Here is a 26,888-nt window from a genome sequence, read left to right as displayed (position 1 = left end):
ATCCCAAAGTGAGCAGCCACCGATGCCACACCTTCACCACTAGTTTGGTAATAGTCTACCACAGACAGTTTCTGTTCCAATGAATAAGCGACTTTGGTACGTTTACGTTGAAGCGACTCCAGTCCATTAGCTTGAGCCTGCTTAACCCACCTCCGGATTGGGGTCATTGACGGGATACTGTATTTAGCGCAAAGGGTTGGATAGGAAACCCGTCCAGAAAGATACTCTTGTACAACCTGTACCTTGAACTCACTTGAATATTTGGTCATAAAAATGCCCCACAATCGTTAGAGTATCTGTCTAACAATTATGGGGCACTTCAACATGACGCCATCTCCTTTTCTTTGCTGACTATAGGATAAGGGCGGTACAATACAATCAAGTAAATATTTGCAAATATGCAAAAGAAGTTGGCGATGATGATGACGGCGGGACAGGCCGTGCGGCAGATTCGGTTGGATAAACATATGGCCTTGCGGGAAGCGGCGGGCGAGGCCATTTCAGTGGCGCAATTATCGCGCTTTGAGACTGACCGCCAGGATCTGGGAATTAATGTACTCCTGCAGGTGTTAACCAACGTCAACAGTAATATCACAGAGATGCGCCACGTCCAGCTGGCCGGCGAATCCGATATTGCCGTTGACCGGCTGGTGGCCCAGTTGAAGGCCCAAGGCAAATCACCAGCAGAGTGGGCTATGGCTGCTCAGGCTGACCTGCAAAAGTATGCCCATGACCCGACCCGCAGACTGGAGCGGCTGGTGGCCGGCGCCCTATGGATCTATCTGACGGAAAGCTACGGTATCCAGCCCGCCATACCAGCGGACAGTCGCCGCCGTTTGGTGGCCGAGGCGCAAGGCTATTTAGGCCGTGTTGAGACGTGGGGGGTCACGGAATTGAGCTTGTACAATCTGTACAGCCCAACGCTGGCTGATGATGATTTGTTCACGCTGATGAAGCCCGCGTTGAGTCGGGGCAAATCGTATATTGGCCTGTATGAGTATTTTAAGATCGTGCCCTTTATCCTCAACACCAATTTTTCTATTTTCGTCTCCCACAATCGCTTGGATTTAGCCACCGCGACATTGCGCATGACTGAAGACTTTCTGGCGGATGAAGGAAGCGGCATCGTCGCACCGCGGATATTTTATATCTTCAATCAAGGGCTGCTCCTGTTTAAGCAGGATCAACCAGCCGCGGGGCGGCAAAAATGCGCAGAAGCGATCAGAGTTGCCCGGATTTTTGACGAGGATACGGTGATCGGCGTGCTGACGGGGCGCCTGCAAAAGTGGGAGAACCATTATCAGGAGGCAGGGTTTACTAATATTTTAATCTGAGATGATTATCAGTTGAACCAGGCGTCTCCAACAATTGGAGTAGGATCATTGCCAATTATTTGGTCAATTAATTGACGAAACTCTTTTGCTGCCTGAGTGTATTTCAAAATAGCCAAAATCGAAACCGCATCGTTCATCTGGCGAATCCCGTTTTTTTCTTGGCCATTTTTGGCATATTGAAGCCATCCTCGCATGAATAGAAGAGTGATTTCATCATCAGTATGGCTAAATTGGTTTCGTATATCCTCCATGATATTCAAAGCAGAATACGCAAAATCAATTTTATTTGCAACCATGAATTGTTGAAACAAGGAAAAAACAATGCTGGTCATTATGGAAGACCAAGATTGGACCACACCACTATTAGGAATATGGCTACTCATAGATTTGAGGAGCCGTAATTTCACGGAAGAATTTAATTGATCGGCAAAAAATGAAAAAACAATAACGTCCATAAGCGTCCATGAATCTAAATTCAGCAAATAGGATTGGATAGGCGCAACGTCTATGAAACCGATCTTACTAGGGTCAAGGTGATAATAAATACGATTGACAAAAAGCTGGACACTACGCCATGTAATTAGTCGCCATTGGCTGGGCTTAATTTGGTATTCAGAACGTACCTTTGCGAGGAGTATTTTTGATTTAGCTAGTCGTAGTTTGAGTAAATTAACATCATGCACTGTCCTACTGTCCAGCATTAGTTGGGGGAAATATCCAAAGTATGCGTCATCCGGATCCTGATAACCGGGGGTTGAATTTGCGGCGGCAAAAAACTCAACGGGCGTGACGTGTAGTTCTTGCAGTAAATGATTAAGGCGGCTCACACTGATATCTGATTCTCCCCGTTCAACTCTTGAAAGAAACGGTTGCGAAATAGTTTCATCGGCAACATCGTTCATTCTAATATTTTTAGCAGTTCGAAACTTCTTGAGGGTGTCTCCAACATCCATATTGCTATCCACAACACGCGCCTCCAATTGACTACTCTGGTGGATTATTGGTGTAACGATGCAAAGGCATTCAATGATTCGCCAGAAGGAATATGCATATATTAATAACTCCGAGCGGGGCCAATGTCAAGACGGTAAGGTTGACATGTTGATTAGAACCGAAAAAATGAAAGGTGGAAATGTTTTCATGGAAAAAGGAAAGATCGTCACTCTGGATCAGCTAAGCCGATTGGCAGACAAAGATGAAAAGAAAAATGGTGCTTTGCCAATTCCCCAGCCATGCCTATCAACTTGCTGGGGAACAATGATGTAGCGATATCCAAAGATGTGGGACTACGTGCAAAGTCGTAGTCCTTTTTCTTTAGTTACATATCCAGATGCCAAAGGTGCTTACTAAGTGTTTACGTGATGAATGCAGAATTTCGTTAGTTGTTCTGCCATTCACAGTTTTAGCGAAAAGAGGGTAACCATATTGGAAAGTATTGACACGATTATTGAAAAGAATGCATGGATAGCCGATCAACTCACGACAGATGTTGAATATGACCAATCCGCTTATAAAGTGCATGCAGATGGGGTATGGCGATTCTTTTTGCACAATAATGGAAGCTTACCTGCGGAAGGGTGGAAGGGGCACATTTCTATAGGCATAGACCATCTTCGAAAAGTTCTTGGATTAGTAATTCCAATTTTCGAAGCGTATAAATGCTCGTTTAAAATTCCATACAATTGGAAGATTGTTTCAGCGCTTCTAAATTCGAGAGCAAATCCAGAAAGTGCAAATAAAATAATCACTTTTTATCCGGCTAACGACGCGATTTTTCGCCGTTTAATTGTGGAGTTGTGCAACTCTTTAAAAGGGTATGAAGCACCAACTATCTGCTCAGATTTTCAATGTGGATTTCATTCTCCAGTCCACTTTCGTTACGGTGCTTTTCAAAAGATGATAGAGTATTCAGAAAACAAGCATCGACTAGTTTATTTACGTCACGACCATACAGGGCAGCTTGTTGAAGACTCGCGAGCTCCCTTCTTCTCCACCCCAGAGGATGTTGAATTTCCCTTTTCAGATGATGAGTGTAAGCAAAATGGTTTCAATATGCCGCCAATTAATGCCAACAATGAGGTTAACAAATACTGTTTTCAAAATGTTCTCCACCGGGCAAATCGAGGCAACACATATCTTGCCGTTATGCGGGATAGACATTCCACAGTTGTTCTTAAACAAGCAAAGCCATATATATATGAAGCCCAAAGCTTGAGCTCTATTGATTCTCTGCGTCATGAATATTCAATGATGTGTCGATTCTCAAAGTCTGGATATACCGCATTACCCATAGAACAATTTCAATGCAATGGAGATTGGTTTATCTCCGAACACTTTTTAAGTGGGTACTCACTAGCAGAATACGTTGCAGAGAATGGGCCTTTGCCGCTCAAACGAGCTGCTGAACTGGCATCACAAATGGTCAAGATGGTTCGCTACTTTCATTCTGAAGGAGTCGTTATTTGCGATCTTTCCCCGAATAATGTGATCATTGTTCGGGAAGGAATTAAACTAATCGATTTGGAATATATGCAGGACATCCAGTCAGATGCTGTTCGGTCGGGCGGAACTCCTGGGTTTTGGGACCTTAGCCATGAGGGGAAAATATTGGGCAACAGTGACGATCGATTTGCCTTGGCGGCTATCTACTTTTTTATGCGTACACAAACAGTGCTTGGTATGGAACGACTCTCGGGGACATCTGAGCTTTTAGAGAAGACACACATCCTGATTTCTTCTGGTGTACTGAATTTATCTGACGAGAAAATAATCAAGAGCTTGTTGGGCACTGTACCAGTTGAAAAGGATTCCTCTTGTATTGATGAAAATCTCTCCCGAAAGGTCCGACTCCGTTTTGTACAAATACAGAAGGAAATGTTGAATTCAAAAGATTCTCATTTCTGGTCCAAGACGCCATTCGGTGAATATGTCGATTGGCGATCGCATCAGCACGGACTAGCTGGTCTGTTAACTGCGATGCACGAGATCAACGTCAATTCCAATACCAAACAATTGCTATTAAACAAAATTACAAAGTCCTTGTTTCCCATTGCACGGTTCCGCGATGCAAGTATGCTTTTTGGCGCAGCGGGTGTACTCAAAGCATTAACGGATATAGCCTACGACGGGGTTAATAGACCTCTTGAACAATTGGAAATTGATAATTTATTTGATCAAATTCGTTATGCTGAGACTGGAAAAAAGTGGGATTATGCGACTGGAGAAATTGGCTTGATTAAAGCAGTCGCACACCTTGAGAGGCATAATCATCAGACACGCTATTTAACTTTCTTACGTCAGCGGATGGACCGTCTATATTTCAACGCGAACGAAATCATTCGACAATGTTGCCAGCATACAAATAATTTGACCTATTTTGGCTACGCTCATGGATTAACCGGCCTGGGCAATGTGTTTTGCAGCGTCGGCAGGTTTTTGGGGAACAATGAATTTGTTCGTAAGGGAGATGAAATATTTGAAATCGTCATCAATGCTACTAGCTTCTATCTTGATACGAATCCTGTATCAGTGATGGGTTTGTCCTGGTGCGAGGGAGTAGCTGGTATTGGTAGTGGAATCATACGAGCCTACAGTCAAACTCTCAATGGGACTCCCATGAATTCCGAGGTGTACGAATTCATTGAAAAACTGATCAGGTATTTGCATTCTAACTTTCATATTCAATCACTGCCGTTATGTCATGGAATGGCCGGCACATTGTCTTTTCTTAACGATTGTCAGGAGTTCTTATCCAGTTATACAACCATGAAAGCCGCTCGTGACGTTGCAGAATACATGGTTGCCACTGTGGGCGAGAAATTCCGCTTTACCGACGAAACTATGATGACTCATGCGATGGACTATGGTGTTGGACAGCTGGGGTGTTTGACACAGTTATATCGGTATGATCGAATCATGCATGCTAGTGCAGGTAACGAGACACAACCCACACGACAAGGGAGGACAATTTAATGATACTTAAATCCAGATTATTGGGCCGTAATGCACAAAATGTCTCTCCAGACGAAGAAGACACGTTGAATCAAACAACGCAGAAACTGCGCACCGATCTTGAGCGAGCGTCGATACCAACCACTTCACAGAAAACTGCCAAAATTATTCGGTCACGTAAGTTTCAGTTGCGTATGCGGATTGCCGCGGTCTGCATACTGGCGCCAATTACGCTCTGGTTAGAGCTAACCGTCCAACTTTACGGCATCTTGCTGTTGGGGTGTCTTGTTGGCACAATAGCAATCACCTTCGTAGTCATTGATGAAATCATCAGTACCGTTGGCCGCTGGCGGAAGAAACGCCAATAATGGCCTGGCGTGCAGAAAATCGCACGGCGGGCCATTGGCCTTTCTTACCTAAAGTGTATCGGGCTGCATGGTCAGTGACGGATCGCTCACCCGCCGGCTGAAAATAAGGGCCACGATACTCACCAGCCCAGAGCCAAGGGCGAAGATCGCCCAACTCAGTGCCGGGCCGGCCGCGTTGGCAATACCGAGAAAAACGGCTTGACCCAGGGGTGCGCCGAGCATCACGACGGTGACCATGGCGCCCATGGCGGCGCCAAGATGGTCGGCATCGACCGTCAACAGCATGATGCTGCTGAAGCGGGGATTGATTTTGCCCAGCAGGTAGGCCATGGCGAAGTTCAGGACCAGCGCCGCCCAGATACCCCAATTGAGCAGGAAGCTGACGCCCAGCAGGGCCGCCCCCAGGAGGACCAGGCTGATCAGCGTGAGCATGCTGAGGTGCTGACAAAAATCCTGACTGAAGAGTGCACCGGCGATCAGGCCCAGGGAAAAGACGATGCTGAGCAACGCGATCGTATTACCGTAGTTGCCCAGCCAATAGTGCGGCTGGCGCAGGAGGGTGACGTTTTGCAAACCGTCGATGCTGGTTGCCAGGCCGTTAGCGAGGAAGGCGAGGATCAGGCTCAAGCCGATGAACGGGCTGGTGCGGACTGTCTCCCGCAGGACCTGCCAACTGGCGTGGAACGTTTGCGCCCGGGCAGTACTGGGTTTAGGCTCGGCGGACCGCAGCAGCTGGCGGTGCTGGGCAATGACCAAGGCGGCGGCGAGGAAGGTGACGGCGTTGATCACTCCGAACAACGCAAAGTTATGCTGCAGGAGCACGATCGCCCAAGCCCCGACGCCTTGGAAGATCAGGGCAATCGTGGTTTGCGTAGCACTTTGGAAGCCCATCGCACTATTCAGCTCAGTATCTGCGATGAGGTGACGGAAGATTGGCAGCTCCAGGCTGTTGGCGTATTGGCCAAGAATATCGGATACCACGTTGATGGCTAGCAGTATCAGAAAAATCAGGAGGCTGCCTGGTTGTTGAATCAGCAGCGCTAACAGCAGAAAGAGACCAAATTGCAAGACCCGGGCGATGATCATCCGCCCGGTTTTTTGCGCCGCCCGGTCCGCCCAGAAGCCGGTGACCAGCATCAATAAGGTGGGAATCAGCGTGGCAAAGCTGGCCAGGGAAACAGCCAAGGTCTTGAAGGGCAAGGTGCTGGCATAGATGACAAAAACGATGTTGTAAAGGGCGTTGCCGATGCCGTTCAACAAGCTGGCATTGATCAGCGCCCGGTAGCCGCGGTTGATGCGATATTCGTGCATAGGGCTCATATCCTTTCTCGGTGCATCTTGTACCTTCAGCGTACCGGTGAGAGAATGGGCAGTGGCTGAAATGACACTATATGAGAAAAAAGGTGACCACAATGGCTCTGGAAGGGACATTATTTCGCAAACTGCGGCAGGATCGGGGAATCACACTGCAGCAGCTGGCGGATAAGATGAACAGCGTGGCGTTCATCGGCAAGTTTGAACGGGGCGAGACGCGGATCAGTTTCGACCGGCTGGAGCATCTGCTCAGCCGGATCAATGTGCCGTTTGAAGAATTCCTCTTCTTGCGGGCCACCATGCGCGGCGTAGTGCCGGCGGTTAAGATGGATATGCTGCGGGGATTCTATATCACGGCGGATTATCCGCTACCGTTGAATCAAGTCTGGCAAGTGATTGCCGGCCACGAGGGGCAGGAGACGGCCGCCGACTTGGCGGCGCTGGATAAACTCGCTGCCAGCTTGGACCAGACCACTCGCTGGGGCCAGCTGTTGGCCATTTTTGTCGCGATCAGCCGGGCGAATGTCGAAAGCAACATCCAAGGTCGAACCGATGACACCGCGACGCTGATGACGCAGTTTCGCCAAATGACCCGGCCGGTGGTCAGTTATCTGTACGGGATTGAGAACTGGGGCAGTTTTGAGCTGGTGATTTTCCAACTATTCCAAGGCTTCTTAGAACCGGCCACTACCCATCAACTTCTGGGCACTGCGCTGGCGGCATCCGCCAAGGAGGCGCCGCTGCCCCTGGTGTATAAACTGCGGCTGAATATTTTAGCCAGCGCCTTTCGCACCTTTATCCAATTTGGTCACCGGCCCTGGGCTAAGGAATGTCTGGACCAGCAGGCTGACTTGGTGCGCAACACGGGCGAATTGATGGAAGCCACCACACTGCGCTTCCAGCGGGGCTGGTACGTGATGTACGCGGAAGATTACGACCAGGGTAAAGAAATGTGCGATCAGGCAATCAGTATTTTTCGTATTTTGGATCAGCCAGTGGTAGTCGAACGCTTCCTGATGTGGCGGGACATTATTATTGAGGGATACCATAATCCCCAGGCCCCCAAGCTGATTTGAGCGAAAGCTGGCTAGATCAGGAAGTAGGTAGGTAAAATCCGAACATTGCCAGCGCTTACATGGCTATCCCACCTGTAATGTTCGGATATTACCGGACAGTTTCGTTGACGCTTTCTGGAATGTATTGCATAATGAAGATGTCTTGGCTAGGGACAAATCAACGGCGAATGGCTTCCATTGTCGTTCATTGGCATTCGTCAGCAAAAGGAAAATGAGGGACATACATTATGAAGAAAACTAAGCTTCTTGCGCTTGTCACGACACTCGCGCTGGCCGCGATCCTTGTATTAGGCGGCTGCAGTACCAGCAATAGTAATTCCAGCAGTAGCAGCAGTGCAAAGAGCAGCAAGCCGATTACGATCACATACTGGCACCGGATGACCGGCAGCTGGGATAAGGCACAGCAAAAGCTCATTGATAAGTTCAACAAGTCGCAGACCAAGTATAAAGTCGTCGCGACCTCCCAGGGCTCCTACGATGCCCTGCAGCAAAAGATCATGGCCGCCGCCAAGTCCAAGACCTTGCCGACCATGGCCCAGGCCCCGTACACGAACATTGGTGATTATGTTAAGAGTGATCTTCTTCTGCCGCTGGACAGCGAGGTCAATTCCGGCCCCAACAAGCTGTCCGCGTCTGAGAAGAAGGATATTGTGCCCGCTTTCTGGGCCACTGGGACGTATCAGGGTAAGCAATATGCGACGCCGTACTCCCTGTCCACCCGGGTACTTTTTTACAATGAAGACCTGTTAAAGAAATATAACCTGCAAGTACCGAAGACGTGGGAACAATTGGCTTCCTACGGCGATACGCTGAAGAAAGACAAGCTCTACACCTTGATCTTCGACAGCAGTTACGATATGGAACTGGAAGGCATGGCCTATGCCGCCGGCAGCCAGTTCGTTACCCCGAAACTGAAGGTCAACATGGACAACCCGAAGACCGTGGCCGCAGAGAATACGATCATGGACCTGATCAACAAGGGTTACGCCCGCACGGCCCAGGAAGACAAGTACTTCTCCTATCCATTCGCAGCCAGCAAGACCGTCTTCGGTATCGGTTCTTCTGCCACCATCCCAGCCCTGCTGCAGCAGGCCCCCAAGACGCTGCACTGGAACACCGCGCTGGTGCCCACCTATAACGGCAAGTCCACGTCGGCGCTGGCCGGCAACGTCAACGTTGTCTTCAAGGGTGCATCCAAAGCCCAGCAAGATGGCGCTTGGGCGTTCATGAAGTTCTTGATGAAGACGGACAACACCGCCCAATGGGCCGTTGATTCCGGCTACACGCCAGTCACCAAGAGCGGCGTCAAGAGCGACATTTACCAGAACTACTTGAAGAAAGTACCGCAGTTCAAGGCCGCTGCGGAAGCCAATGATTATTCATTCGCTTCCACCATCTTTGCCGGTTACGGTGAATTCCGAAACAACTTGTTGGAATTCGTCGACCGTACAGTTACCAACAAGTCCGACCCTACAGCTGGGTTGAAGGATTTGCAGACGAAGACGGAAAAAACCATTCAAGAAAATAAGTAATTCGATTTAACGCGTCCTAGCCAAAAAGGGCCGGCGTTCCGCAATCGCGGGACGGCCGGTCCTTTTCTATAGCCAGATATCCGGCAGGATAGGCGTTGGGTCAGCGCCGGTGATCTGTTCTTTGAGCTGCCGGTACCGGCTGGCTTCGAGTCTGTGGTCTAAGATGGTGAAGATCGAAATGGCTTGATCCATTTTCTGCCGGCCCGCGGTCTGGTCAGAACCAGTCACGAAGGCCAGCCAGCCGGTGAGAAAGATGAGGTGGACCTGACCGTCCATGGCGTTGGGTGATCTAGCCGTGATCTGCTCTAAAATTGCCAAGGTATCCCGCGCATAGGCCGTCTTGCCATGCACCATAAACGCCATGAATTGGCTTTCACCCGCAGGAAATAAAATTCTTTGCCAGGACGAATCCAGCATCCGCTCTGGAATGTGCTTCGCCGCCGCTTGCAGGATCAGATGGTTGGCGTCATCCGCCAATTCGCTGAGAAAGAAGGCATAAACCTGCATATCCACCGCCGTCCACATGTCCAGATTCAACAAATACTCCTGTACGGGCGTCAGATCGATCACGGCGGTATCGGGCATATCCAAGTTGTGTTTCGCGCGCTGCAAATGGATCTGCGCGCCGCGCCAGTTGAGCAGGTGCCAGCGGGTGGGCGCCGTCCGATAGTCTTGAGCAGTCACGGTGACGAGATTTTGCGCCCGCAGCAGCGCTTTTTCTTTATTTTCCATGTGACCGCTGGCATCGATCCGGAAGTAGAAGTCAGAAAAATGGCCAAAAAAATCTGGTCCAATACGCCGGGGTTGATCAGCCAGCAAGACGAATTCTTCCGGGGTCACATGCAGCCGATGCAGCAGGTGTAAAAACTTGGTCAGCGTGATGTCGGTCTGACCCCGTTCGAAGCGGGAGAGCAGTGCTTCAGAAAGCTGGTCATCGGCGAGATCGGCCAATCGAATGTGTTTGGCTTGGCGAATTTGGCGAATCAAAGTCCCATAAGGCATCGCTGCCGCCGCCTTTCCTGATATTGGCCCCAGTATAGCAAGCTGACTTGCAGATATGCAAGCGGCTGAGAAGAGCTGCCGCCTCCTTGGTACAGTGTGATTGATCAAAGGAAAGAAGGGGACGGCAATGCGTCAATACTTTTTGAAACATACCGGATTAACACTATTGGTTACGGTTTTACTCATTATCTGTTCTGCGCTGCGTGTTTTTCACGGGGTAGTTAATGCCTATGTGCTTGACGGTTTGGTCGCCAAGAGTATGTCACGATTTCTATTTTGGACCGGCATCGACATTGGGTTGTTTCTCGTTTTGTCCATTTTCTTATTCGGCACGATGTACCTGGAAGGGGTATTGGTGCAGAAAATGAATTTGGACCTGCGGTTGACGATTACGCGTAATATCACTCATGGTGATTATGCATATTTTCACCGGCACGATACCGGCACCTATGGGTCGTGGCTGACCAATGATATTACAATGATTGAAGACCAGGGCTTTCAAGGTTATTTCTATATTGTGCAGTTTGTTTGCGACACCGGGTTCACCGTGGCGGCGCTTATTCAGTTCCATTGGTCGCTGGTCATTGTCTCTATTCTGTTGGGATTGATCACGTATAGTGCCCCGCAATTATTGGCCAAACCGATGAAACAGACCAATATGGCGGTGACCCACGGCAACGAACACTTTCTCAACCAAGTGCAGTCGTTTCTCCAAGGCTTCGATACGTTGTTCGCTCTGAATCTGCAGCAACGGTTGGTTGATCAGATTGCCGGCAGTGCGCGGAAAATCGCCGGACTGCGGGTGAAACAGAACACGGTGAAGGCCGGGATGGGGTCGATCGCCGGTTTGGCCAGTATTGTGAGTCAAGTGGGAATCAGTGCTTGGACTGGCCTCTTGGTCCTGTGGCGGCTCACCTCAGTCGGGGCGATCATGGCCACGGGGAATCTATCCTTCAATCTTCTGAACAGTATGGCTAACCTTGGTCCGCTAGCCGCCCAAATGAAGGCTGTCCAGCCGTTATTCGCTAAGTATGCGGCCCAAGCAGACAATCAATCGGCAGAAAAGAGAACTATTCCCGCCGACCAGGCCCAATCGATTGCCCTTGCCCAGTTGAGTTATCAGTATCCCCACACCAGCAAGCCGGCCTTACAGCCCCTTTCGCTCACGGTGGCACCCGGGACCAAAGTGGCCATTGCCGGACCCTCCGGAGTCGGCAAATCCACACTGCTGAACATTCTGAACGGCAAACTGCCGGATTATCAAGGCACGGTGACAGTCGCCGGCGTCCCGCTGAAGCAAATTGCCGGCCGGTCGCTGCGCGATAATGTGCTGTATATTGACCAATCGCCGTACGTCTTCAACGGAACCGTGCGCGACAACTTGGCATTAGGCCAAACTTTCTCCGATGAGCAGATCATGACGGCATTACGCCAGGCTGACTTAGGCGATTTTGTCCAGCAGCTACCCCAAGGCTTGGCGACCCCGGTGGGCGAAGACGGCCGATTATTCTCTGGCGGTCAGCGGCAGCGGTTGGCGCTGGCCCGGGGAATTCTGCGCCAGCGGCACATCATGCTGATCGACGAGGGCACCAGCAGCTTGGATACCGCTAGTGCATTGAAGGTTGAGGACAGCTTCCTTAAACAACGGGGGCTGACGGTGATTTTCGTTACCCATCAGCTGCATGCGCAAAATAAAGACCTGTTTGATCAAGTGGTAACGCTGGCATAAAAACTGGACTGGCGGCCAAGACCGTGGTAATCTCAAGGGCAAACGGGGAGGGATTATCATGACCCAGGAAGCGGGATCTCATGTGCAGCTCATTCAGCAGAGTACCCCGAAGACTAAGCCGGGCGTGAGTGAAGCAGAAACAACGGCTAAGCTGCGTAATGACCTGGCGCATTGGCAGGCCGCTCCCATTTCGGCCGCGACCTTGCGCATTTTACGGCAACGGGCGTTTCAATTACGGTTGCGTATTGTGATTGCTATCGTTTTGGGCATCACCATCTTTGTTTTGGAGTGTATTGGTTCGATCTATTATCTCTTATTGCTCTTTTGCCTTGTTGAAGTCATCACCATCGGCGCGATTATTGTGGATGAAATTCGCATTACTATTTTGCGGCGGCATTCAGGCATTCGCTGAGTTATCCAGGCAATCAAAAATCCGCCCGACAATTTCACCTAAACGGAATTGTCGGGCGGATTTTTGGCTACTCAGCAAAGGTCTTTTGAAAATACAACTCGTGCAGGTCAGCGTTCGGGTAGTACAAGTCGCCAAACTGGGTATAGCCATTGGCTTCGTAAAACTCTGGTCCTTGGAAATCAAATGTTTCCAGATGGATGACCTGGCAGCCATAGTCGTGCAGATCGTGTTCGATTTGTTGCAGCAAAGCCCGCCCCAGACCCTGCCGGCGATAGCGCGGATCAACCCACAGTGTATCCAGGTAGCCAATCCGGTAGTAGGACGAATAGCCCATAATGCCGGCGATGATCTGGTCGCCGTCTTTGATCGCGTAACGCCAGCCGACAAACGGCTTGGACTGGGTGAGCGGTTTGCTTTTAATATTGTAGTCGTCCAGCTGATCTTCGACGAATTCAAAGTCGTCACTGGTGATGGGGATGATTTTTGGTGACATGAGAAATCCTCAGCTTTCTTAGGGATGCTATTCAGTAGCTTAGATTTTTTCGCCAGCGTCAACGGTATTTGCGATAGACTGGATGACAAGGGGGATAAGAAATTGAAAGAAAAACTTTTCCACTCGCGGTGGTTGTATCTGACCTATATCGGACTGGCACTCATTGTTTACCGGCTAACGTTTTCTAGCTTTGCATTATCGATGCAGGGGTGGGGCTATCTGCTGGGTGAGGTAGTTGCTTTAGCGGCAGCCATTATGCTGATCGGGCTAAACAAGAATAATCGGCAGCAGTTGTTAGCGTTGCCGCCTAAACAGCCTTATCGACAAGTCACTGGCCGAGAGCTTGGGCAGTGGTTCATGATTCTGCTGTTGTTACAGTTTCTCTTTGATCCCGCTATGTTTGGCTTTCTCAGTCGCAGCTATGCAAAACTTGGACCGGCCTTCGCCGAGGAGGTGCACACCTTCTTTGCTTTACCCAGCTTAAGCGATTATTCAGGATTGGTCATTACCGTGATCGTTGCTCCAATATTTGAGGAGATACTGTTCCGTGGTGTCTTTCTCAACGCGTTGACGCGATATACTGATGGCTTTGCCGTTGTTGCTTCAAGTATTGCGTTTGGTATTGCCCACGGTAATTTGATACAAGGTACTTTTGCCTTCTTTTGCGGTATCTTGTTTGGTTGCGCATACTTGCAGTATGGGCTGAAAGTAACTATTCCTTTACATATGTTCATGAATGGCGTACTGGGGACCTTAGCAGATGTCGCGTTTGTCCAGTTGGGCCTGCCGAACAATACGATTGCAGTTGTACTCGGGGCCACTTTTATTATTGCTGCAATCCTTTGGCTGGTCATTAGATGGTTGCCGCGCGTACGTTGGTCAACAAACAATTGGGTGACATTAGGGTGGTTAGTCATTTCGCCCACCTGGATTATTTATGCCATTGTTGCGGCTGAATAGACGAAATTAGCCACAGCCAAGCTGATTCAATATACCCCAGAGACGGCGCTTTTCTCTTGCCTTTCTCCCTGTGGTACCATGGGGGAATAAGTAGAAAGCAAAGGAGAACTTCTCGTGGAAATTCAAGTACAAAAAATCGTGGACATGGTGCCCGCTGAACAGATTCGCACCATCACGCTGACGAAGACGCCAGCGGAGATCAAGAAGGACGGCTTGGCCGCGGCCCTTGGTGAGCTGCTCGACAACTTCGAGGCGAGTGTGGCGGCGAATGAAATGACCCAAGCCAATCTCGATGTCGCTACGGAGGTACCGGTGGCTTTTCGCCTGGAGACGAACGTCATTAACCTGCCCCTGGCCGACAGCAACAAGCTCTATCAGTTCTTCGATTTGGACGCGACGGCGGCGGTGAATGTCTACCTGATCGTGGAGTCGGAGGATATTAATGTCTCTCATTTGCGCATCGATGAAATTGCGCCGGTGGATACCTTCTTGAGTGACCAGGATCAGGTGCGGGCCCAAATCATTCAAGCGGCCCAAGAAAAGTGGGATTTCTTACAAACGGTCGAGCACCCGACGCCAGAAGAAAAAGCGGCGGCGGAGAAGGCCGAAGCGGCGAAACAGGCGGCCGCAAAGCCAGCACCGAAGCGGCGAACGACAACCCAGAAGAGTCCGGCGAAGAAGACGACCGCACGCAAGAAGGCGCCAGCCAAAAAGGCCGCAACCCACAGTACCACGGCGGCGAAGAAAGCGCCAGCCAAGAAGACCACGACCCGCAGCACCACCGCGGCGAAGAAGGCCCCAGCGAAAAAGACAACCACCGCCAAAAAGACGCCGGCTGCCCGGACGCGTGCCAAGAAGACCACGGAGGATTAGCCGATGGTTGTCCAACAAGTCATTGAATTGGCCGCCGTCGGCCTGCTCGCTGGTATTTTCGGGGCCATCCTCGGGATCGGCGGCGGGATGATCATCACCCCGGTTTTGACGATCATGATGGGCATCGACATTAAGTACGCCATTGGGGCCAGTATCATCGCGGTCATCGCCACCAGTTCTGGGGCAACAATCGCGTATATCAAGGATGATCTGCTCAATTTGCGGGTCGCCATGTTTCTAGAAATTGCCACGACCATTGGGGCGATCACCGGCGCGCTGCTTACCGGGGTCATTCCCCATGCGCTGCTGTACGTATTCTTCGGTTTACTGCTGATTTATTCCAGCACGAACATGATCCGCAAATTGCGGGGGACGGCCGATGAGCGGTATCAGCCGGTTCAGCCGGACAAGTGGTCAGAAAGACTAAACTTGAACGGCAGCTATCGGGACATTATCGAGCATAAGAATGTGGATTATGAAGTGAAAAACGTTCCCGGCGGGTTCGCCATGATGTACGGGGCCGGCGTTGCTTCGGGTCTGCTGGGCATCGGCAGCGGGGCGTTCAAAGTCATTGCCATGGATACGATCATGAAGATGCCCTTGAAACCGTCCAGCGCCACTTCCAATCTGATGATGGGGGTCACCGCCGCGGCCAGTGCAACGGTCTATTTCTTCAATGGATCGATTCAACCCCAGATTGCTGCGCCTTTGGCGATCGGCATTCTCGTGGGGGCCACGATTGGCACGCGAATCATGCAGCACTTGCGGCCGCGGGTCATTCGGATGATTTTTATCCCCATTTTGATCTATATGGGTCTGCAAATGGCGCTTAAAGGATTCGGGGTGACCATCTGATGGCAGAACGCAAGAAAGAAATGAACGAGGTCGAACGCCTCATCGGGCAGATTCTGCGCATCGGGGTCATCGTCTCCGCCATCGTGATCGTCATCGGCTTAGCCGCGCTGTTCATTGAAGGCGGCAGCGGCTATCCCGGTGATACGGTGCCCCTGGGTTTCCGGGCGATGTTTGCTGGCGTGATGCAGTTCAAGCCCTTTGCTATTATTATGCTGGGGTTGTTTCTGCTCATCCTGACCCCCGTTCTGCGGGTCGTGGTGTCGATTTACGCGTTCGCTGTAGAACGTGACACATTGTATGTCGCGATCACGACGATCGTGTTGATTATTCTAGTGATTGCGATGGTGATTGGTTATGCCGGAAAATAAGAAAATAGAAATTCGTCAATTGACCGCCCAAGACGCACCAGCACTGCAACTGCCCAATGAGCCCTTTGCTTTGCACGGGCGGATGATCGTCACGCGGGGTGCTGCGGCCTGGCATGCTCAGTTTGAAGAAACTGACTCGGCCGCCACGCAAACCTTTCCCGATGAACATTACCAGTTTGCGGAGATTGCCAAGAACGGCTTTGCGCTGGGCGCCTTCGACCAAAACAAACCCGTCGGTCTGGCCACCTATCAAGAGGCGTTCTTCAAGTATCTGTACTTGGACGACTTGAAGGTGAATGCCGCCTATCGCCACCAAGGCATTGCCCGCCGGCTGATTCAGGAGGCTGCGCCCGCGGCTAAACAGCGCGGGTACGCGGGGATCTACACGGTTGGTCAAGACAACAATATCGACGCTTGCCGGTTCTATCTCGCTGCCGGGTTCCAGATCGGCGGGTTGAATACCTGCGGGTATGACCACACGCAGCAGGAGGGGAAACAGGACATCTATTTCTATCTGGACTTTTAGCAAGGGATTGAATAATCGGGTATCGCGGCGTTTTGTTCGTCGTGATACCCGATTTTGTTTCTCTTTTGATAATTTAGTGAAGTGTACTTCCAATTTTTTTAAAATAGCCAGTTGATGAAACATACTTCCCTCAATTGGTAATTCTGGATTTAAGTGAAGTACGCTTCAGTAATTCGGGGGAAATTTGGCAGAAGAATTACGATTCAACATGTCACGCTCATGAAAAACAAAAACCGGATACCGCAGCCAATTCACAGCGGCAGTACCCGGTTTCCATTTCTTGCTAAAGTCTACTTCTTGTCGTCCTTCTTCGGCCGACCGATATCATAGTCTGAATCACTCATTGCTTCCACATGGCCCAACAGGTACCCATTCCCAACCTGGGAGAAGAAATCGTGGTTGGCAGTCCCGGTGGAGATACCATTCATGACGATGGGGTTCACGTCGTCGGCGGTGTCGGGGAAGAGGGGTTCTTGGCCCAGGTTCATCAGCGCTTTGTTGGCGTTGTAGCGCAGGAAGGTCTCCACTTCGTCCACCCAGCCAATGTCGCCGTACAGCATCTCGGTGTATTTCTCTTCGTTGTCGTACAGGTCGTAGAGCAGATCGTACATCCAGTCCTTGAAGCGGCCCTGTTCGTCCTCGCTCAGCTCATTGAAGGCTAGCTGGAACTTGTAGCCGATATAAGTGCCGTGGACGGATTCGTCCCGGATGATCAGCTTGATGATCTCGGCGACGTTAGCCAGTTTGTTGTTCCCCAGGTAATACAGCGGGGTGTAGAAACCTGAATAGAACAGGAAGGTTTCCAAGAAAACACTGGCGACCTTTTTCTCCAGCGGCGTGCCGTTTTGGTAGATTTCGTTGACCGTGCGGGCCTTTTTTTGCAGATATGGATTGCCGTTGGTCCAAGTGAAGATCTCGTCAATTTCTTCCGCCGTATTCAGCGTGCTGAAAATGGAAGAATAACTCTTGGCGTGGACGGACTCCATGAACTGGATGTTGTTGAACACCGCGAGTTCTTGGGGGGTACGGATATCCTTGCGCAGCTGGTCGATCCCGTCTTGGGATTGCAGCGTATCCAGCAAGGTCAGTCCGCCAAAGACGTGACCCACCAGGGTGTGCTCCATGGGTGACAGGGTGCGCCAATCGTCCAGATCGTTGGACAGGGGGATCCGGGTATCGAGCCAGAACTGCTCGGTTAATTTCTCCCAGGTCGACTTATCGATCTGATCCTCAACAGCGTTCCAGTTGATGGCTTTGTAGTAGTGAGTGCTTGTGTCAGACATTTCGGGCTCCTTTAGATAATGCACGATTCGCAGTCATTGCTGCCAATCTCTTGCGAATTGTCCGTGAACGTACGGACGTAGTACAGCGACTTGATACCCTTATAATACGCGTAGTTGCGCAGAATGCTCAAGTCCCGGGTGGTTTGTTCCGGCTCGTGCTTCCAGTCGTACAACCCCTCGGGCATGGTCGAGCGCAGGAACAAGGTCAAGCTCATCCCCTGGTCGACATGCTGCTGCGCCGCGGCATACGTGTCAATGACTTTGCGCATGTCGGTATCATAGGCTGACGTGTAATAAGGCATCGTATCGTTGCTCAAATGCGGCGCCGGGAAGTAGAGCTTGCCGTTCTTCTTCTCGGTCCGTTCCTCGACTAAGCGGGTGATCGGATGCAAGGACGCACTGGTATCGTTGATGTACGAAATCGAGCCAGTGGGGGCAACGGCCAGCCGGTTCTGGTGGTACAGACCGTATTTTTGAATATTGTCCCGCAGCGCGGCCCAATCAGCTGTCGCCGGGACGAAAATATCCTTGAATAACGCCTGCACCTTCGCCGTCTTGGGGGCAAAGCTGTGGTCGATGTACTTATTGAAGTAGGTGCCGTCAGCGTACTTGGATTTCTCAAAGTTATGGAAGGATTCGTGGCGTTCCTTGGCGATGTTGTTGGATTCTACCAAGGTCCAGTAATTCAGCAGCATGAAGTAGGTGCTGACGAAATCCAGGGCTTCCTTAGAACCATAGTGCATGTGGTTGACAGCCAGGAAGGTGTGCAGCCCCATGGCCCCGAGACCGATGGAGTGGCTCAGCTTGTTGCCGTGGGCCACGGTCGGGACGGCCACGATGTTGGAGTGGTCGGTGATATACGTCAAGGCCCGGGTCATTACCCGCACGGAGTGGCCAAAATCCGGGGAGTGCATCAAGTTCAAGATATTGGTGGAGCCCAGATTGCAGCTGACGTCGACGCCCATCTTGGTATATTCTTGGTCGTCGCCGATCTGCGCCGGAACTTGCACCTGCTGAATCTCGGAGCAGAGGTTGGACATCACGATCTTACCGTCAATGGGATTGTCCCGGTTGGCGGTATCGACATTCAAGATATACGGATAGCCGGACTCCTGTTGCAGCTTAGAAATCTCGTTCTCCAGATCCCGGGCTTGGATCTTGTACTTCTTGATGTCGGGATTGGCTACCATGTTGTCATATTCCTTGGTGATATCCACGTAAGCAAACGGCTTGCCGTAGTAACGTTCCACAGAATATGGGGAGAAGAGATACATCGGCTCGTTGTTGCGCACCAGTTCGTAGTACTTATCCGGGACGACCACGCCCAGGCTCAGGGTCTTGACCCGAATCTTTTCGTCAGCATTTTCCTTCTTCGCCGACAGGAAGCGGATGATGTCGGGATGGAAGACGTTCAAATAGACCGCCCCGGCGCCCTGCCGCTGGCCCAGCTGATTGCTGTAAGAAAAGCTGTCTTCCAGCAGCTTCATAACCGGCAAGACACCGCTGGAGGCCCCCTCGATGCCCTTGATTGGCGCGCCGGCTTCCCGCAGGTTGGAGAGGGCGATACCGACCCCGCCGCCGATCCGGGATAGTTGCAGGGCGGAGTTAATGCCCCGGCCGATACTGTTCATATCGTCGGTGAGCTGGATCAAGAAACAGGACACAAATTCACCCCGCCGCGCGCGGCCCGCATTCAAGAAAGAAGGGGTCGCCGGTTGGTAGCGCTGATTAATGACTTCGTCGGCGATGTTCGTCGCCAGTGTCTGGTCGCCATCGGCGAAATAAAGGGCGTTAAACAGGACCCGTTCCTCGATGTTTTCCAAGTATTCGGCACTGTCGTTGGTCTTCATCGCATACTGGTTGTAGAACTTGTAAGCGGCCATGAAGGACTGGAACTGAAAGTGGTTATCCACCAGCCGTTGGTACAAGTCGCTGATGAATTGGCGGGGATACTTGTCGATGAACCCTTCTTCTAAGTAGTCATTGGCCACTAAGTAGTCGATTTTAGCCAAAATCGAGTCAAAGTGCTTCAAGTTCGGTTTGACGTTTTCGTCAAGAAACGCCGCCAAGGCTTCCTTATCCTTGTTCAAGGGAATCTTGCCGTCCACCGGCCGGTTCACCTCGTTGTTCAGTTTGAAATACGAAACCTCTTTAATGTCCAAGTCCTTAAGTGACATGGGCCACCACTGTCCTTTCTACGAGTGCTTAGGGAAAAATTGGCGAAAAAAAACACCAAGATGCAACTGCACCTTGATGTTGTCTCCGGATGAGGCGCATCCATCCATTGTACACCGATTAGCCGACCAGCGCCTTCAAGGAGTCCGGCCGGAAACCCATGATGGGGTCAGCATCTTTGGCCATGACGACGGGCAGGGAACGGAAGCCTTGAGCCTTCAATTGATCAATATATTGGGGCTCGTCGTTAATGTTTCGTTCTTCAAAAGGTACGTTATGTTCCTTTAAGTAGCGTTCAGTCATCCGGCATTGCATACAGCCGTTACGGGTATAAATTACGACTTCACTCATGTGAATCCCTCCAAGCAGTTCTTTGTTTGCGTACTTTTAAGTATAGGCCGTCCGGGTCGAAAGTACAACATGTTGTGCTTACTTTTTTATAGCACACAACATAGAGATGGGTGGACCGGCAAGCAAGACATACTGCGGTACTTGCGAGCTGAGTTGGCACGCTGGCCGGTTGAAAATGAGAACAGGGGGTAGGCCGGTTGGCAAAAAAATATTGGTCGTGTTTTAGCTGGCACAATTCGTCAGATTATGGGTGATTCACGGGGAGTTCGTATTCGTTGTGTTTTCTCTGCAAGGGGATGATAATTGGGGTAAATGATGAAAACGGTTCCTTGAGCAGCAGATAAGGGGGACAAGCTTATGACGACAGAGGCGTTGGAGTTAGCGGCCTGGTTTATTGTTGGTATGACGGGGCTGTACTATGTGCGGGCCCAGCCGCATTTCCTTTCGCAAGGGGGCAATCTGTTATTGAGCGGCGTGGATATCCTATTGATCGTGGGTGCCAGCTATCGTCTGCCCATTGCCAGTGACGTGACTCGGTCAGCGATCGCGGCAATTGCGATTACGCTGCCCGCGGCGGTGGTGATGGTTTGGCGCTGGGCGCGGCAACGCCGGCGAACGGCGGCGCATCACTAACGCAGGAGGGGGGTGCCCCATGGCGAAGATAGGCAGACTCTGGCACCGGCTATCTCGGGACACGCAATGGATGATTGCTTTGTTCGTCCTTTTCCTAATCAGCCGCTTGACCAATTCAGTGCCATTAGCGCGTTGGACCTGGTCAGCTTGGTGGTATTAGGGCGGGTTCATCCTCTGGGGATTTTTCTGGTTCAGCGGGGTGCATAAAGCCAGTAAGCAGCATCGACAGCTTTCTGCCTGGGATTAGTGGAATTTAGCCATGCCGGTGATTCTGCTGGCCCTCATGGGTGGCGTTGACCGCCTGCTCACGTTTGTTGGCTTTTGAATGACAACATAAATACGGCAGCCTCCGTGCTGGAAGCTGCCGTGTTTGTGTTCGATGCGTCTTTACTTCGTCGCCGGATTATCAATATAAACGAATAAGTCGCTCGGGATCCGGATAATTTCGTGGTAGCTTGCTGCCCGGCCGGCGTGCATGCCCAGGCCGTTGAATGGCGTGTTCTTGTACGTTGCTTTGATTACCGCGACAAAGGATGACCGCGTGTTATTTTCCATCCGCTCCATGGACTTCGTCGGCCAAGGATATGCGGCGGCTTCTGCTGGCACGATTTTCTTCCCCGTGGAGATCGTTGCGTCCCGGCTGTTGATCTGGTACTTGGAGCCTTCCGTCCAATACGTATACGTTTGGATCGGGGTATGGCCGCTGCCGTTGTGCACCCGCACCAGGTAGCCCTGGTCGCCTCTGGTTTGCATCACCAGCGGCCGGTAGCGGTAGTCCAACTGAATGGCACTGCTGTCCGCAATGGTGTCGGTGTGTAAGAAAGTCGCGTAGATCATCGTGCCGAAACTGGCGGCGACGATGACGATCAGCAGCAAGTCCAGACCGAAATTAGCGGCCGAAAAATGCCGCCGTTGGGTAACCAGCATTTTTAATCGACGTTTACGGATATTGTGTACAGCGAAAATCAAGATGATGACGGCCAGCGTCCAGCATGCGACGCCCAGCCAGTTCCATGATGCCCACATGGGTATATGCCCCTCTCCCTATAAAACTGCTTGTCTTCATTATACCTTGGCAGCGGGATAGACGAAACCCAGAAACTGTAATTGCAAAAACCGAACATTAACTGATTTACAAACAAAATCATGCCGTTTATTCGCATTTGTTTATTGACTTTCGGCATGCCATACCGTACTATTAAATCCGTATGACAAATAGCTGATAAGAAGGCGGTTGGCAGTATGGAAACGCATGGCGAAAAAGGTGCCCAGTTGGGGCTCATTAGCATCATTCTCTTAGGCATCAATGGCATTATTGGTTCTGGTATTTTTCTGCTCCCTAATCAGGTTGCGTCACTGATGGGCACGGCCGGTATCTTTTCTCTCATCTTTGATGCGCTGCTGGCAATCAGCATTGCCATGTGTTTTGCGCAAGCCGCCACCTATTATGATGAGGATGGCGGGCCGTACTTATATGCCAAGGATGCTTTTGGCGACTTCGTTGGATTCGAAGTCGGCTTCGTCACTTGGGCAATCCAGATCATCGCGGAAGCCACGATGGCCGTGGCCTTCGCCACCGCATTGGGGGCGACGTTCCCGGCGCTGGCCAATATCTGGGCGAAGAATATCACCGTGACGGTGCTGCTGGGGCTGATGGCTCTGATGAACATCGCCGGGGTCAAAGTGTCCAAAATCGTGAACAATATCGTTACGCTGTCCAAACTGATCCCGCTGCTGCTATTTGTCACCATGGGCATTTTCTTCATTCATGGCGGCAACTTCACGCCGCTCTTTCCCCATGGGCACTATACCGCTGGTCATTTCGGAGCTGCAGCCGTCACGATGTTCTACGCCTTTGCCGGATTTGAACGGGTCGTTGTAGCCGCAGGGGATATGAAGAACCCGAAGAAGAATCTGCCCCGGGCCCTGCTGATCATGGTCGGAATCGTCTTGGCGTTCTACTTATTAATTCAAACCGTCTGCACGGGTGTCCTGGGCGCCAGCGCCTTGGGGCACACGACTGCGCCGATTCAAACCGCTTTTGCCAAGTTTGCCGGCGGCTTCGGTAATTCTTTGGTCGCGGCGGGTACGCTGCTGTCCACGGGCGGTTTCTTGGTGGCTTCCAGCTACGTCACCCCGCGTTCCGGGGTGGCGCTGGCCGAACACCACATGATGCCCAGCATGATTGCCAAGCGCAACAGTAAGCATGCGCCGTACGTGGCCATTCTCATTTCCATCGGCATCAGTATTCTGATCGCCTGGTCTGGACAATTCGGTTATCTGGCCCAGATCAGTGCCGTGTCCCGGTTTGCCCAATACATTCCCACCTGCTTGGCGGTGCTGGTCTTCCGCCGCACCCGGGCGACGGCCGCGGATCGTTTCCAGCTGCCGCTGGGACCGGTGATTCCGGTCGTCGCTGTCGCCGTCAGTATCTGGCTGCTGTTCCAAGTCACCGCGTTGCAAGCCGTGCTCGGCTTAGGCGCTTTGATCGTTGCCATCCCGTTCTACTTCCTGATGAGCCGACAAGCCGCCACCGCCAAGGATCTGTCCTAGTCCCGGCCTAAGTAATCTTGACCGTATGCCCCCACTAAGTACGTATGGATCGCAGTCAGAAAGTTCTTAGTCGACGGAGCCGGCGTTTCCTTCCGGGTCAGCACGCAGATCGTCCGGCGGAAGGTTTCGGAGAACGGAAACACATTGACGTTCCCCACCAGCTTCTGCAATGCCAGATCCGGCAGAATGCCAAAGCCCAGGCCGCTCTCCACCATCGACAAGATCGACTGGTCATCGATGGAATAGGCCAGCGAGTTTGGCGTAACGTTGTAGCGATCCAGGGCTTTCTTCGTATCACCGTCGTAGTCGGCCTGCTGCAGGATGAAGCGCTGGTGGGCGATATCCGCGCCGGTGACGAATTCACCGTTGGCGGGTTGAAAGTCGGTGGGGGTGACACACCGGATCGTATCCGCCGCCACCGGTTCGACTTGGACATTTTCTTCCACCGGCAGGGTGGAGAAGCCGATATCGATACTGCCTAGGCGCACCTGCTGGGCAATTTCGGGAAAGGTGCCCTGCCAGATTTCGACCTCGACCTGGGGATAGCGTTTCTTGAAGTTTTGAATAATCCCCGGCAGCCAATTGATGCACACACTACTAAATGCGCCCAACCGCACGAGTCCGGAATTCAGCCCTTGAATGCTGTCCGCGACTTGCTGCAGTTGGGCTTCTTTGTTCAAAATATCCTGGATCACGGGAAGAATGGTCGCCCCATCCGGAGTCAGTTCGACGCCGGTCCGGTGCCGGATAAATAGGGGAAAGCCCAGGGTCGCTTCCAACTGGGCAATGGAGTGGCTCACCGCGCTGGGGGTGACGTTCAGCCGCGCGGCAGCGGCCACGAAGGTTTTTTGTTGAACAACTTCGGTAAAGACTTGATAGGCAAAATCTGCCATGATGACCTCCAATGATGAATTCAATTCATCTAATATTGAATAAGTTGAGTTTTACTAATCATAGCACAGGCCGTATGCTATTCATAGAGATTGAGATGAGCCGCGGAGCCCATCGCTAGAGGAGGTCATTGATTATGACAAAATTATTTGCAGAACGGACAATCAAGGCTGGAGAAGCTGGGATCGCCGACGCCTTTGCGGCCAGCAACGATGCCAATCTGATCTCCTTTGCCGGCGGGTTCCCGGATGCCGCGCTGTTCCCCAACGCGGCCATGGGCGCAGCTTTCCAGCACGCTTTCACCGACGGGTCCCAAAACATATTGCAATACCACGACAACCGGGGTTACTTAAAATTACGGGAACAACTGGCGGCACGCTTGACGGACGACGGTACGCCGACTCAGGCCGATGATATTATTTTGACCCAGGGCGCGCAGCAAGCCATCGATTTGGTGGCCCGGATGCTGATCAACCCCGGCGACGGCTTAGTCGTTGAAGCGCCGACTTACTTTGGTGCCTTGGGGGCCTTTGATAACTACGGCCCGACCTATTATGAGGTTCCGATGCAATCTGACGGTATGGACATGCATGCGTTGCAAAAGGTCCTGATGGCCCATCCCGTCAAGATGATCTACACGATCCCGGATTTTCAGAATCCCACTGGTATCGTCATGTCCTTGAAGAAGCGGCAGGAACTGCTGCGCTTAGCTAAGCAGTACGACGTGGTCATTTTGGAAGACTCTCCGTACCGCTGGCTGCGCTTCACCGGCGAACAGCTGCCAACGCTGCAATCCCTGGATACCGACGACCGGGTCATTTCTTTAGGCAGTTTCTCGAAGATCCTGGCTCCGGGGCTGCGCCTGGGCTGGGCATCCGGCGGTAAGCGTTGGATCGACGCCATTGCCAACTTGAAGAATGGGGCGGACTTAGAGAGTCCCTTCATGACCATGGTGGCCGTTTCTGATTATCTGGCCGAGAACAGTCTGGATGACCACTTGGTCCAGCTGCGCCGGACGTACCAGATGAAGAAAGACGCGATGGTCAATGTCCTGCGCTGCAATTTGCCGGCGGGCTTTAAGGTCAACGATCCCCAGGGCGGGTTCTTCGTTTGGTTGACTGGGCCAGCAGACGTGGATATGGGTCAATTGCTTAAAGATGAGGTTTTGCCCCATGAAAATATTGCCTATATTCCGTCCCGCAATTTGTATCCGTCGAAGAGTGTCGTAAATGCTGCCCGGTTGAACTTTACCGGTGAAGACGTGGCAGCCATTCAAACCGGTGCGGCCCGGTTAAGTGCAGCGTTGGCGCAGGCGGTGGTACAGCCGGCGACAGCGGCTGGCTTGTCCTAAGTGTTTCAGGAATACCAAAAGCGGCCTGCTCAGCCAATTGATATTGGCTGGGCAGGCCGCTCTTTGCGTTAGGCGGTCAATTCAGGCTTCTCCCGCAGCAGCAGAATCAGCACGATAACCAGCAATCCCGCCCCGCCAATGATGGCGTGCTGGCCCAGCTGCGGCACCAGGCTGGCCGACAGGAAGGCCCCGAGGCCGAAGCCCAGCGCGACAGCGATCCGGTCCCAGCTGCGGTGGCCGGCCAAGGTGGAGGTGCCCAGTGCCGCATTGGCCAAATGAGCCGCGCTGGCCTGGATATTGCCGGTGGTCATGGTGGTCGTATATGGCTGGCCTTTCATCTTACGGAAGACGCTCAGCTGAATCGCGGCGGTGAACGACATCATCGCGATGACCACGGTGTCCGGCAAGCGGGCGCCAAACAGGGCAGTGAGCAAAAGAATGATGATTTCAATACTGACCCCGATGATGTGGGTGCGCCGCTGCCCGGGTTTATGCACGTAGGGGGCGAGCAGGGTGATGAAAAACGCCCCCAGATAGAAAGCGGCTAAGGGCAGCAGATAGTGGCCGCTGCTGGCCCATTGCTCCCGGGCAAGGTGGATGCCGAGCAAAATGACGTTCCCTGATTGCAGGCTGGAGAAGACATTGCCATGTAATAAGTATGAAAAAGCATCCATGTAGCCGCCCACGCCGGCGAGGATCATGGCGGCGGGAAGCTGTTCATGGAGCGGGAAAACGGGCGGGTGGTTAGGGTGCTGAGCCATTGGGCAGAGGCTTCCTTTCTGAAATAAAAGTGAACTCTGCTATTATGCCACGAACTCGGCAAAAAAGTTGTCAAAAAGGGCTCATCTTCGTAGAATG

General features: G+C 51.8%; 28 protein-coding genes. 17 read left to right on the top strand and 11 right to left on the bottom strand.

The features are described 5' to 3' along the window. On the bottom strand, nt 1-269 hold a 269-nt coding region (locus H627_RS19695; RefSeq protein WP_155827905.1), incomplete at its 3' end, for a helix-turn-helix domain-containing protein. Nucleotides 270-398: 129 nt separating this feature from the next. Here H627_RS19695 and H627_RS0108030 point away from each other — a divergent pair. Next, entirely contained in the window at nt 399-1,334 is a 936-nt protein-coding gene (locus H627_RS0108030; RefSeq protein ID WP_081674786.1) for an Rgg family transcriptional regulator, read from the top strand. An 8-nt stretch (nt 1,335-1,342) separates the two neighbouring features. On the opposite strand, the gene H627_RS0108025 is transcribed toward H627_RS0108030, so the two are convergent. After that, nucleotides 1,343-2,299, bottom strand: coding sequence for a helix-turn-helix domain-containing protein (locus tag H627_RS0108025; RefSeq protein ID WP_027828540.1), 957 nt, complete (start codon nt 2,297-2,299; stop codon nt 1,343-1,345). 61 nt (nt 2,300-2,360) lie between these two features. Between H627_RS0108025 and H627_RS0108020 the strand changes: the two genes are divergently transcribed. The 3 genes from H627_RS0108020 (at nt 2,361) to H627_RS0108010 (ending at nt 5,653) form a co-directional block, all read left to right on the top strand. Further along, on the top strand, nt 2,361-2,600 hold the full coding sequence (locus H627_RS0108020) for a hypothetical protein (RefSeq protein WP_027828539.1): 240 nt from the start codon (nt 2,361-2,363) through the stop codon (nt 2,598-2,600). Nucleotides 2,601-2,759: 159 nt separating this feature from the next. Continuing rightward, the gene (locus H627_RS0108015; RefSeq protein ID WP_027828538.1) at nt 2,760-5,306 is read left to right on the top strand and encodes a class III lanthionine synthetase LanKC N-terminal domain-containing protein; all 2,547 of its coding nucleotides are present in this window, start codon (nt 2,760-2,762) and stop codon (nt 5,304-5,306) included. Further along, nucleotides 5,306-5,653, top strand: coding sequence for a hypothetical protein (locus H627_RS0108010; protein WP_027828537.1), 348 nt, complete (start codon nt 5,306-5,308; stop codon nt 5,651-5,653). Before H627_RS0108015 ends, H627_RS0108010 begins: the two co-directional genes overlap by 1 nt. 48 nt (nt 5,654-5,701) lie before the next feature. Here the strand turns inward: H627_RS0108010 and H627_RS0108005 are convergent, their stop codons facing one another. Further along, nucleotides 5,702-6,964 carry an MFS transporter gene (locus H627_RS0108005; RefSeq protein ID WP_027828536.1) on the bottom strand — a complete coding sequence of 421 codons (1,263 nt, stop codon included), beginning with the start codon at nt 6,962-6,964 and terminating at the stop codon, nt 5,702-5,704. Nucleotides 6,965-7,065: 101 nt separating this feature from the next. Between H627_RS0108005 and H627_RS0108000 the strand changes: the two genes are divergently transcribed. Next, on the top strand, nt 7,066-8,043 hold the full coding sequence (locus H627_RS0108000; protein WP_027828535.1) for a helix-turn-helix domain-containing protein: 978 nt from the start codon (nt 7,066-7,068) through the stop codon (nt 8,041-8,043). A 227-nt stretch (nt 8,044-8,270) separates the two neighbouring features. Beyond that, nucleotides 8,271-9,575: an ABC transporter substrate-binding protein gene (locus H627_RS0107995; RefSeq protein ID WP_035440339.1), complete on the top strand. Its 1,305-nt coding sequence runs from the start codon at nt 8,271-8,273 to the stop codon at nt 9,573-9,575. A 66-nt stretch (nt 9,576-9,641) separates the two neighbouring features. Here H627_RS0107995 and H627_RS0107990 read toward each other — a convergent pair whose 3' ends face one another. Further along, nucleotides 9,642-10,577: a helix-turn-helix domain-containing protein gene (locus H627_RS0107990; protein WP_027828533.1), complete on the bottom strand. Its 936-nt coding sequence runs from the start codon at nt 10,575-10,577 to the stop codon at nt 9,642-9,644. A 127-nt stretch (nt 10,578-10,704) separates the two neighbouring features. Between H627_RS0107990 and H627_RS0107985 the strand changes: the two genes are divergently transcribed. Continuing rightward, nucleotides 10,705-12,306, top strand: coding sequence for an ABC transporter ATP-binding protein (locus tag H627_RS0107985; RefSeq protein WP_027828532.1), 1,602 nt, complete (start codon nt 10,705-10,707; stop codon nt 12,304-12,306). A 58-nt stretch (nt 12,307-12,364) separates the two neighbouring features. Beyond that, nucleotides 12,365-12,718, top strand: coding sequence for a hypothetical protein (locus H627_RS0107980; protein ID WP_027828531.1), 354 nt, complete (start codon nt 12,365-12,367; stop codon nt 12,716-12,718). Nucleotides 12,719-12,785: 67 nt separating this feature from the next. Here the strand turns inward: H627_RS0107980 and H627_RS0107975 are convergent, their stop codons facing one another. After that, nucleotides 12,786-13,211: a GNAT family N-acetyltransferase gene (locus tag H627_RS0107975; protein ID WP_027828530.1), complete on the bottom strand. Its 426-nt coding sequence runs from the start codon at nt 13,209-13,211 to the stop codon at nt 12,786-12,788. A gap of 102 nt (nt 13,212-13,313) precedes the next feature. Between H627_RS0107975 and H627_RS0107970 the strand changes: the two genes are divergently transcribed. The 5 genes from H627_RS0107970 (at nt 13,314) to H627_RS0107950 (ending at nt 16,793) form a co-directional block, all read left to right on the top strand. Continuing rightward, nucleotides 13,314-14,171, top strand: coding sequence for a CPBP family intramembrane glutamic endopeptidase (locus tag H627_RS0107970; RefSeq protein WP_162143230.1), 858 nt, complete (start codon nt 13,314-13,316; stop codon nt 14,169-14,171). Between the two features lie 114 nt (nt 14,172-14,285). After that, nucleotides 14,286-15,044 carry a hypothetical protein gene (locus H627_RS20480; protein WP_051225288.1) on the top strand — a complete coding sequence of 253 codons (759 nt, stop codon included), beginning with the start codon at nt 14,286-14,288 and terminating at the stop codon, nt 15,042-15,044. A gap of 3 nt (nt 15,045-15,047) precedes the next feature. Beyond that, nucleotides 15,048-15,899, top strand: a complete 852-nt coding sequence (locus H627_RS0107960; RefSeq protein ID WP_027828528.1) for a sulfite exporter TauE/SafE family protein — start codon at nt 15,048-15,050, stop codon at nt 15,897-15,899. After that, entirely contained in the window at nt 15,899-16,267 is a 369-nt protein-coding gene (locus tag H627_RS0107955) for a DUF1634 domain-containing protein (RefSeq protein ID WP_027828527.1), read from the top strand. Before H627_RS0107960 ends, H627_RS0107955 begins: the two co-directional genes overlap by 1 nt. Further along, nucleotides 16,254-16,793 (top strand): GNAT family N-acetyltransferase, encoded by a 540-nt coding sequence (locus H627_RS0107950; RefSeq protein WP_051225287.1) that lies wholly within the window; start codon nt 16,254-16,256, stop codon nt 16,791-16,793. Before H627_RS0107955 ends, H627_RS0107950 begins: the two co-directional genes overlap by 14 nt. A 290-nt stretch (nt 16,794-17,083) precedes the next feature. Here the strand turns inward: H627_RS0107950 and nrdF are convergent, their stop codons facing one another. From nrdF to nrdH, 3 genes are all read right to left on the bottom strand, one after another. Further along, nucleotides 17,084-18,076, bottom strand: coding sequence for a class 1b ribonucleoside-diphosphate reductase subunit beta (gene nrdF / locus H627_RS0107945; protein ID WP_027828525.1), 993 nt, complete (start codon nt 18,074-18,076; stop codon nt 17,084-17,086). An 11-nt stretch (nt 18,077-18,087) separates the two neighbouring features. Beyond that, the gene (gene nrdE, locus H627_RS0107940; RefSeq protein WP_027828524.1) at nt 18,088-20,253 is read right to left on the bottom strand and encodes a class 1b ribonucleoside-diphosphate reductase subunit alpha; all 2,166 of its coding nucleotides are present in this window, start codon (nt 20,251-20,253) and stop codon (nt 18,088-18,090) included. Nucleotides 20,254-20,371: 118 nt separating this feature from the next. Further along, nucleotides 20,372-20,602, bottom strand: a complete 231-nt coding sequence (gene nrdH / locus H627_RS0107935; protein WP_027828523.1) for a glutaredoxin-like protein NrdH — start codon at nt 20,600-20,602, stop codon at nt 20,372-20,374. A gap of 357 nt (nt 20,603-20,959) precedes the next feature. Here nrdH and H627_RS0107930 point away from each other — a divergent pair, with 357 nt between their 5' ends. Continuing rightward, nucleotides 20,960-21,235, top strand: coding sequence for a hypothetical protein (locus H627_RS0107930; protein ID WP_027828522.1), 276 nt, complete (start codon nt 20,960-20,962; stop codon nt 21,233-21,235). Nucleotides 21,236-21,254: 19 nt separating this feature from the next. Continuing rightward, nucleotides 21,255-21,395, top strand: a complete 141-nt coding sequence (locus H627_RS20065) for a hypothetical protein (protein ID WP_155827904.1) — start codon at nt 21,255-21,257, stop codon at nt 21,393-21,395. 227 nt (nt 21,396-21,622) lie between these two features. Here the strand turns inward: H627_RS20065 and H627_RS0107925 are convergent, their stop codons facing one another. Further along, nucleotides 21,623-22,261 carry an LVIS_2131 family protein gene (locus tag H627_RS0107925; RefSeq protein WP_035440334.1) on the bottom strand — a complete coding sequence of 213 codons (639 nt, stop codon included), beginning with the start codon at nt 22,259-22,261 and terminating at the stop codon, nt 21,623-21,625. Between the two features lie 216 nt (nt 22,262-22,477). Here H627_RS0107925 and H627_RS0107920 point away from each other — a divergent pair, with 216 nt between their 5' ends. Next, nucleotides 22,478-23,788 (top strand): APC family permease, encoded by a 1,311-nt coding sequence (locus tag H627_RS0107920; RefSeq protein WP_027828520.1) that lies wholly within the window; start codon nt 22,478-22,480, stop codon nt 23,786-23,788. Here the strand turns inward: H627_RS0107920 and H627_RS0107915 are convergent. Further along, complete coding sequence (locus tag H627_RS0107915; RefSeq protein ID WP_027828519.1) at nt 23,785-24,681, bottom strand: LysR family transcriptional regulator; 897 nt, start codon at nt 24,679-24,681, stop codon at nt 23,785-23,787. The genes H627_RS0107920 and H627_RS0107915 overlap by 4 nt on opposite strands. Before the next feature lie 134 nt (nt 24,682-24,815). On the opposite strand from H627_RS0107915, the gene H627_RS0107910 reads away from it, so the two are divergent. After that, on the top strand, nt 24,816-26,030 hold the full coding sequence (locus tag H627_RS0107910; protein ID WP_035440331.1) for an aminotransferase-like domain-containing protein: 1,215 nt from the start codon (nt 24,816-24,818) through the stop codon (nt 26,028-26,030). 68 nt (nt 26,031-26,098) lie between these two features. On the opposite strand, the gene H627_RS0107905 is transcribed toward H627_RS0107910, so the two are convergent. After that, on the bottom strand, nt 26,099-26,791 hold the full coding sequence (locus tag H627_RS0107905) for a YoaK family protein (protein ID WP_027828517.1): 693 nt from the start codon (nt 26,789-26,791) through the stop codon (nt 26,099-26,101). Between the last annotated feature and the right edge of the window lie 97 nt (nt 26,792-26,888).

The sequence above is a fragment of the Schleiferilactobacillus harbinensis DSM 16991 genome (assembly GCF_000425885.1).
GTDB lineage: Bacteria > Bacillota > Bacilli > Lactobacillales > Lactobacillaceae > Schleiferilactobacillus > Schleiferilactobacillus harbinensis.
The sequence above is the reverse complement of the archived record's forward strand: the minus strand, read 5'-3'. Positions and strand labels throughout refer to the sequence as shown.

What these genes read in the sequence shown, in the direction of transcription:
- H627_RS0108005 (WP_027828536.1), bottom strand. Translation starts at nt 6,964, where the DNA reads ATGCACGAATATCGCATCAACCGCGGCTACCGGGCGCTGATCAATGCC.
- H627_RS20065 (WP_155827904.1), top strand. Translation starts at nt 21,255, where the DNA reads ATGGCGAAGATAGGCAGACTCTGGCACCGGCTATCTCGGGACACGCAA.
- H627_RS0107975 (WP_027828530.1), bottom strand. Translation starts at nt 13,211, where the DNA reads ATGTCACCAAAAATCATCCCCATCACCAGTGACGACTTTGAATTCGTC.
- H627_RS0107920 (WP_027828520.1), top strand. Translation starts at nt 22,478, where the DNA reads ATGGAAACGCATGGCGAAAAAGGTGCCCAGTTGGGGCTCATTAGCATC.
- H627_RS0107925 (WP_035440334.1), bottom strand. Translation starts at nt 22,261, where the DNA reads ATGTGGGCATCATGGAACTGGCTGGGCGTCGCATGCTGGACGCTGGCC.
- H627_RS0107985 (WP_027828532.1), top strand. Translation starts at nt 10,705, where the DNA reads ATGCGTCAATACTTTTTGAAACATACCGGATTAACACTATTGGTTACG.
- H627_RS0107955 (WP_027828527.1), top strand. Translation starts at nt 15,899, where the DNA reads ATGGCAGAACGCAAGAAAGAAATGAACGAGGTCGAACGCCTCATCGGG.
- H627_RS0107990 (WP_027828533.1), bottom strand. Translation starts at nt 10,577, where the DNA reads ATGCCTTATGGGACTTTGATTCGCCAAATTCGCCAAGCCAAACACATT.
- H627_RS0108000 (WP_027828535.1), top strand. Translation starts at nt 7,066, where the DNA reads ATGGCTCTGGAAGGGACATTATTTCGCAAACTGCGGCAGGATCGGGGA.
- nrdE (WP_027828524.1), bottom strand. Translation starts at nt 20,253, where the DNA reads ATGTCACTTAAGGACTTGGACATTAAAGAGGTTTCGTATTTCAAACTG.
- H627_RS0107930 (WP_027828522.1), top strand. Translation starts at nt 20,960, where the DNA reads ATGACGACAGAGGCGTTGGAGTTAGCGGCCTGGTTTATTGTTGGTATG.
- H627_RS0107910 (WP_035440331.1), top strand. Translation starts at nt 24,816, where the DNA reads ATGACAAAATTATTTGCAGAACGGACAATCAAGGCTGGAGAAGCTGGG.
- H627_RS0108010 (WP_027828537.1), top strand. Translation starts at nt 5,306, where the DNA reads ATGATACTTAAATCCAGATTATTGGGCCGTAATGCACAAAATGTCTCT.
- nrdH (WP_027828523.1), bottom strand. Translation starts at nt 20,602, where the DNA reads ATGAGTGAAGTCGTAATTTATACCCGTAACGGCTGTATGCAATGCCGG.
- H627_RS0107980 (WP_027828531.1), top strand. Translation starts at nt 12,365, where the DNA reads ATGACCCAGGAAGCGGGATCTCATGTGCAGCTCATTCAGCAGAGTACC.
- H627_RS0107995 (WP_035440339.1), top strand. Translation starts at nt 8,271, where the DNA reads ATGAAGAAAACTAAGCTTCTTGCGCTTGTCACGACACTCGCGCTGGCC.
- H627_RS0107960 (WP_027828528.1), top strand. Translation starts at nt 15,048, where the DNA reads ATGGTTGTCCAACAAGTCATTGAATTGGCCGCCGTCGGCCTGCTCGCT.
- H627_RS0108030 (WP_081674786.1), top strand. Translation starts at nt 399, where the DNA reads ATGCAAAAGAAGTTGGCGATGATGATGACGGCGGGACAGGCCGTGCGG.
- nrdF (WP_027828525.1), bottom strand. Translation starts at nt 18,076, where the DNA reads ATGTCTGACACAAGCACTCACTACTACAAAGCCATCAACTGGAACGCT.
- H627_RS0108020 (WP_027828539.1), top strand. Translation starts at nt 2,361, where the DNA reads ATGATTCGCCAGAAGGAATATGCATATATTAATAACTCCGAGCGGGGC.
- H627_RS0107905 (WP_027828517.1), bottom strand. Translation starts at nt 26,791, where the DNA reads ATGGCTCAGCACCCTAACCACCCGCCCGTTTTCCCGCTCCATGAACAG.
- H627_RS0107950 (WP_051225287.1), top strand. Translation starts at nt 16,254, where the DNA reads ATGCCGGAAAATAAGAAAATAGAAATTCGTCAATTGACCGCCCAAGAC.
- H627_RS0107915 (WP_027828519.1), bottom strand. Translation starts at nt 24,681, where the DNA reads ATGGCAGATTTTGCCTATCAAGTCTTTACCGAAGTTGTTCAACAAAAA.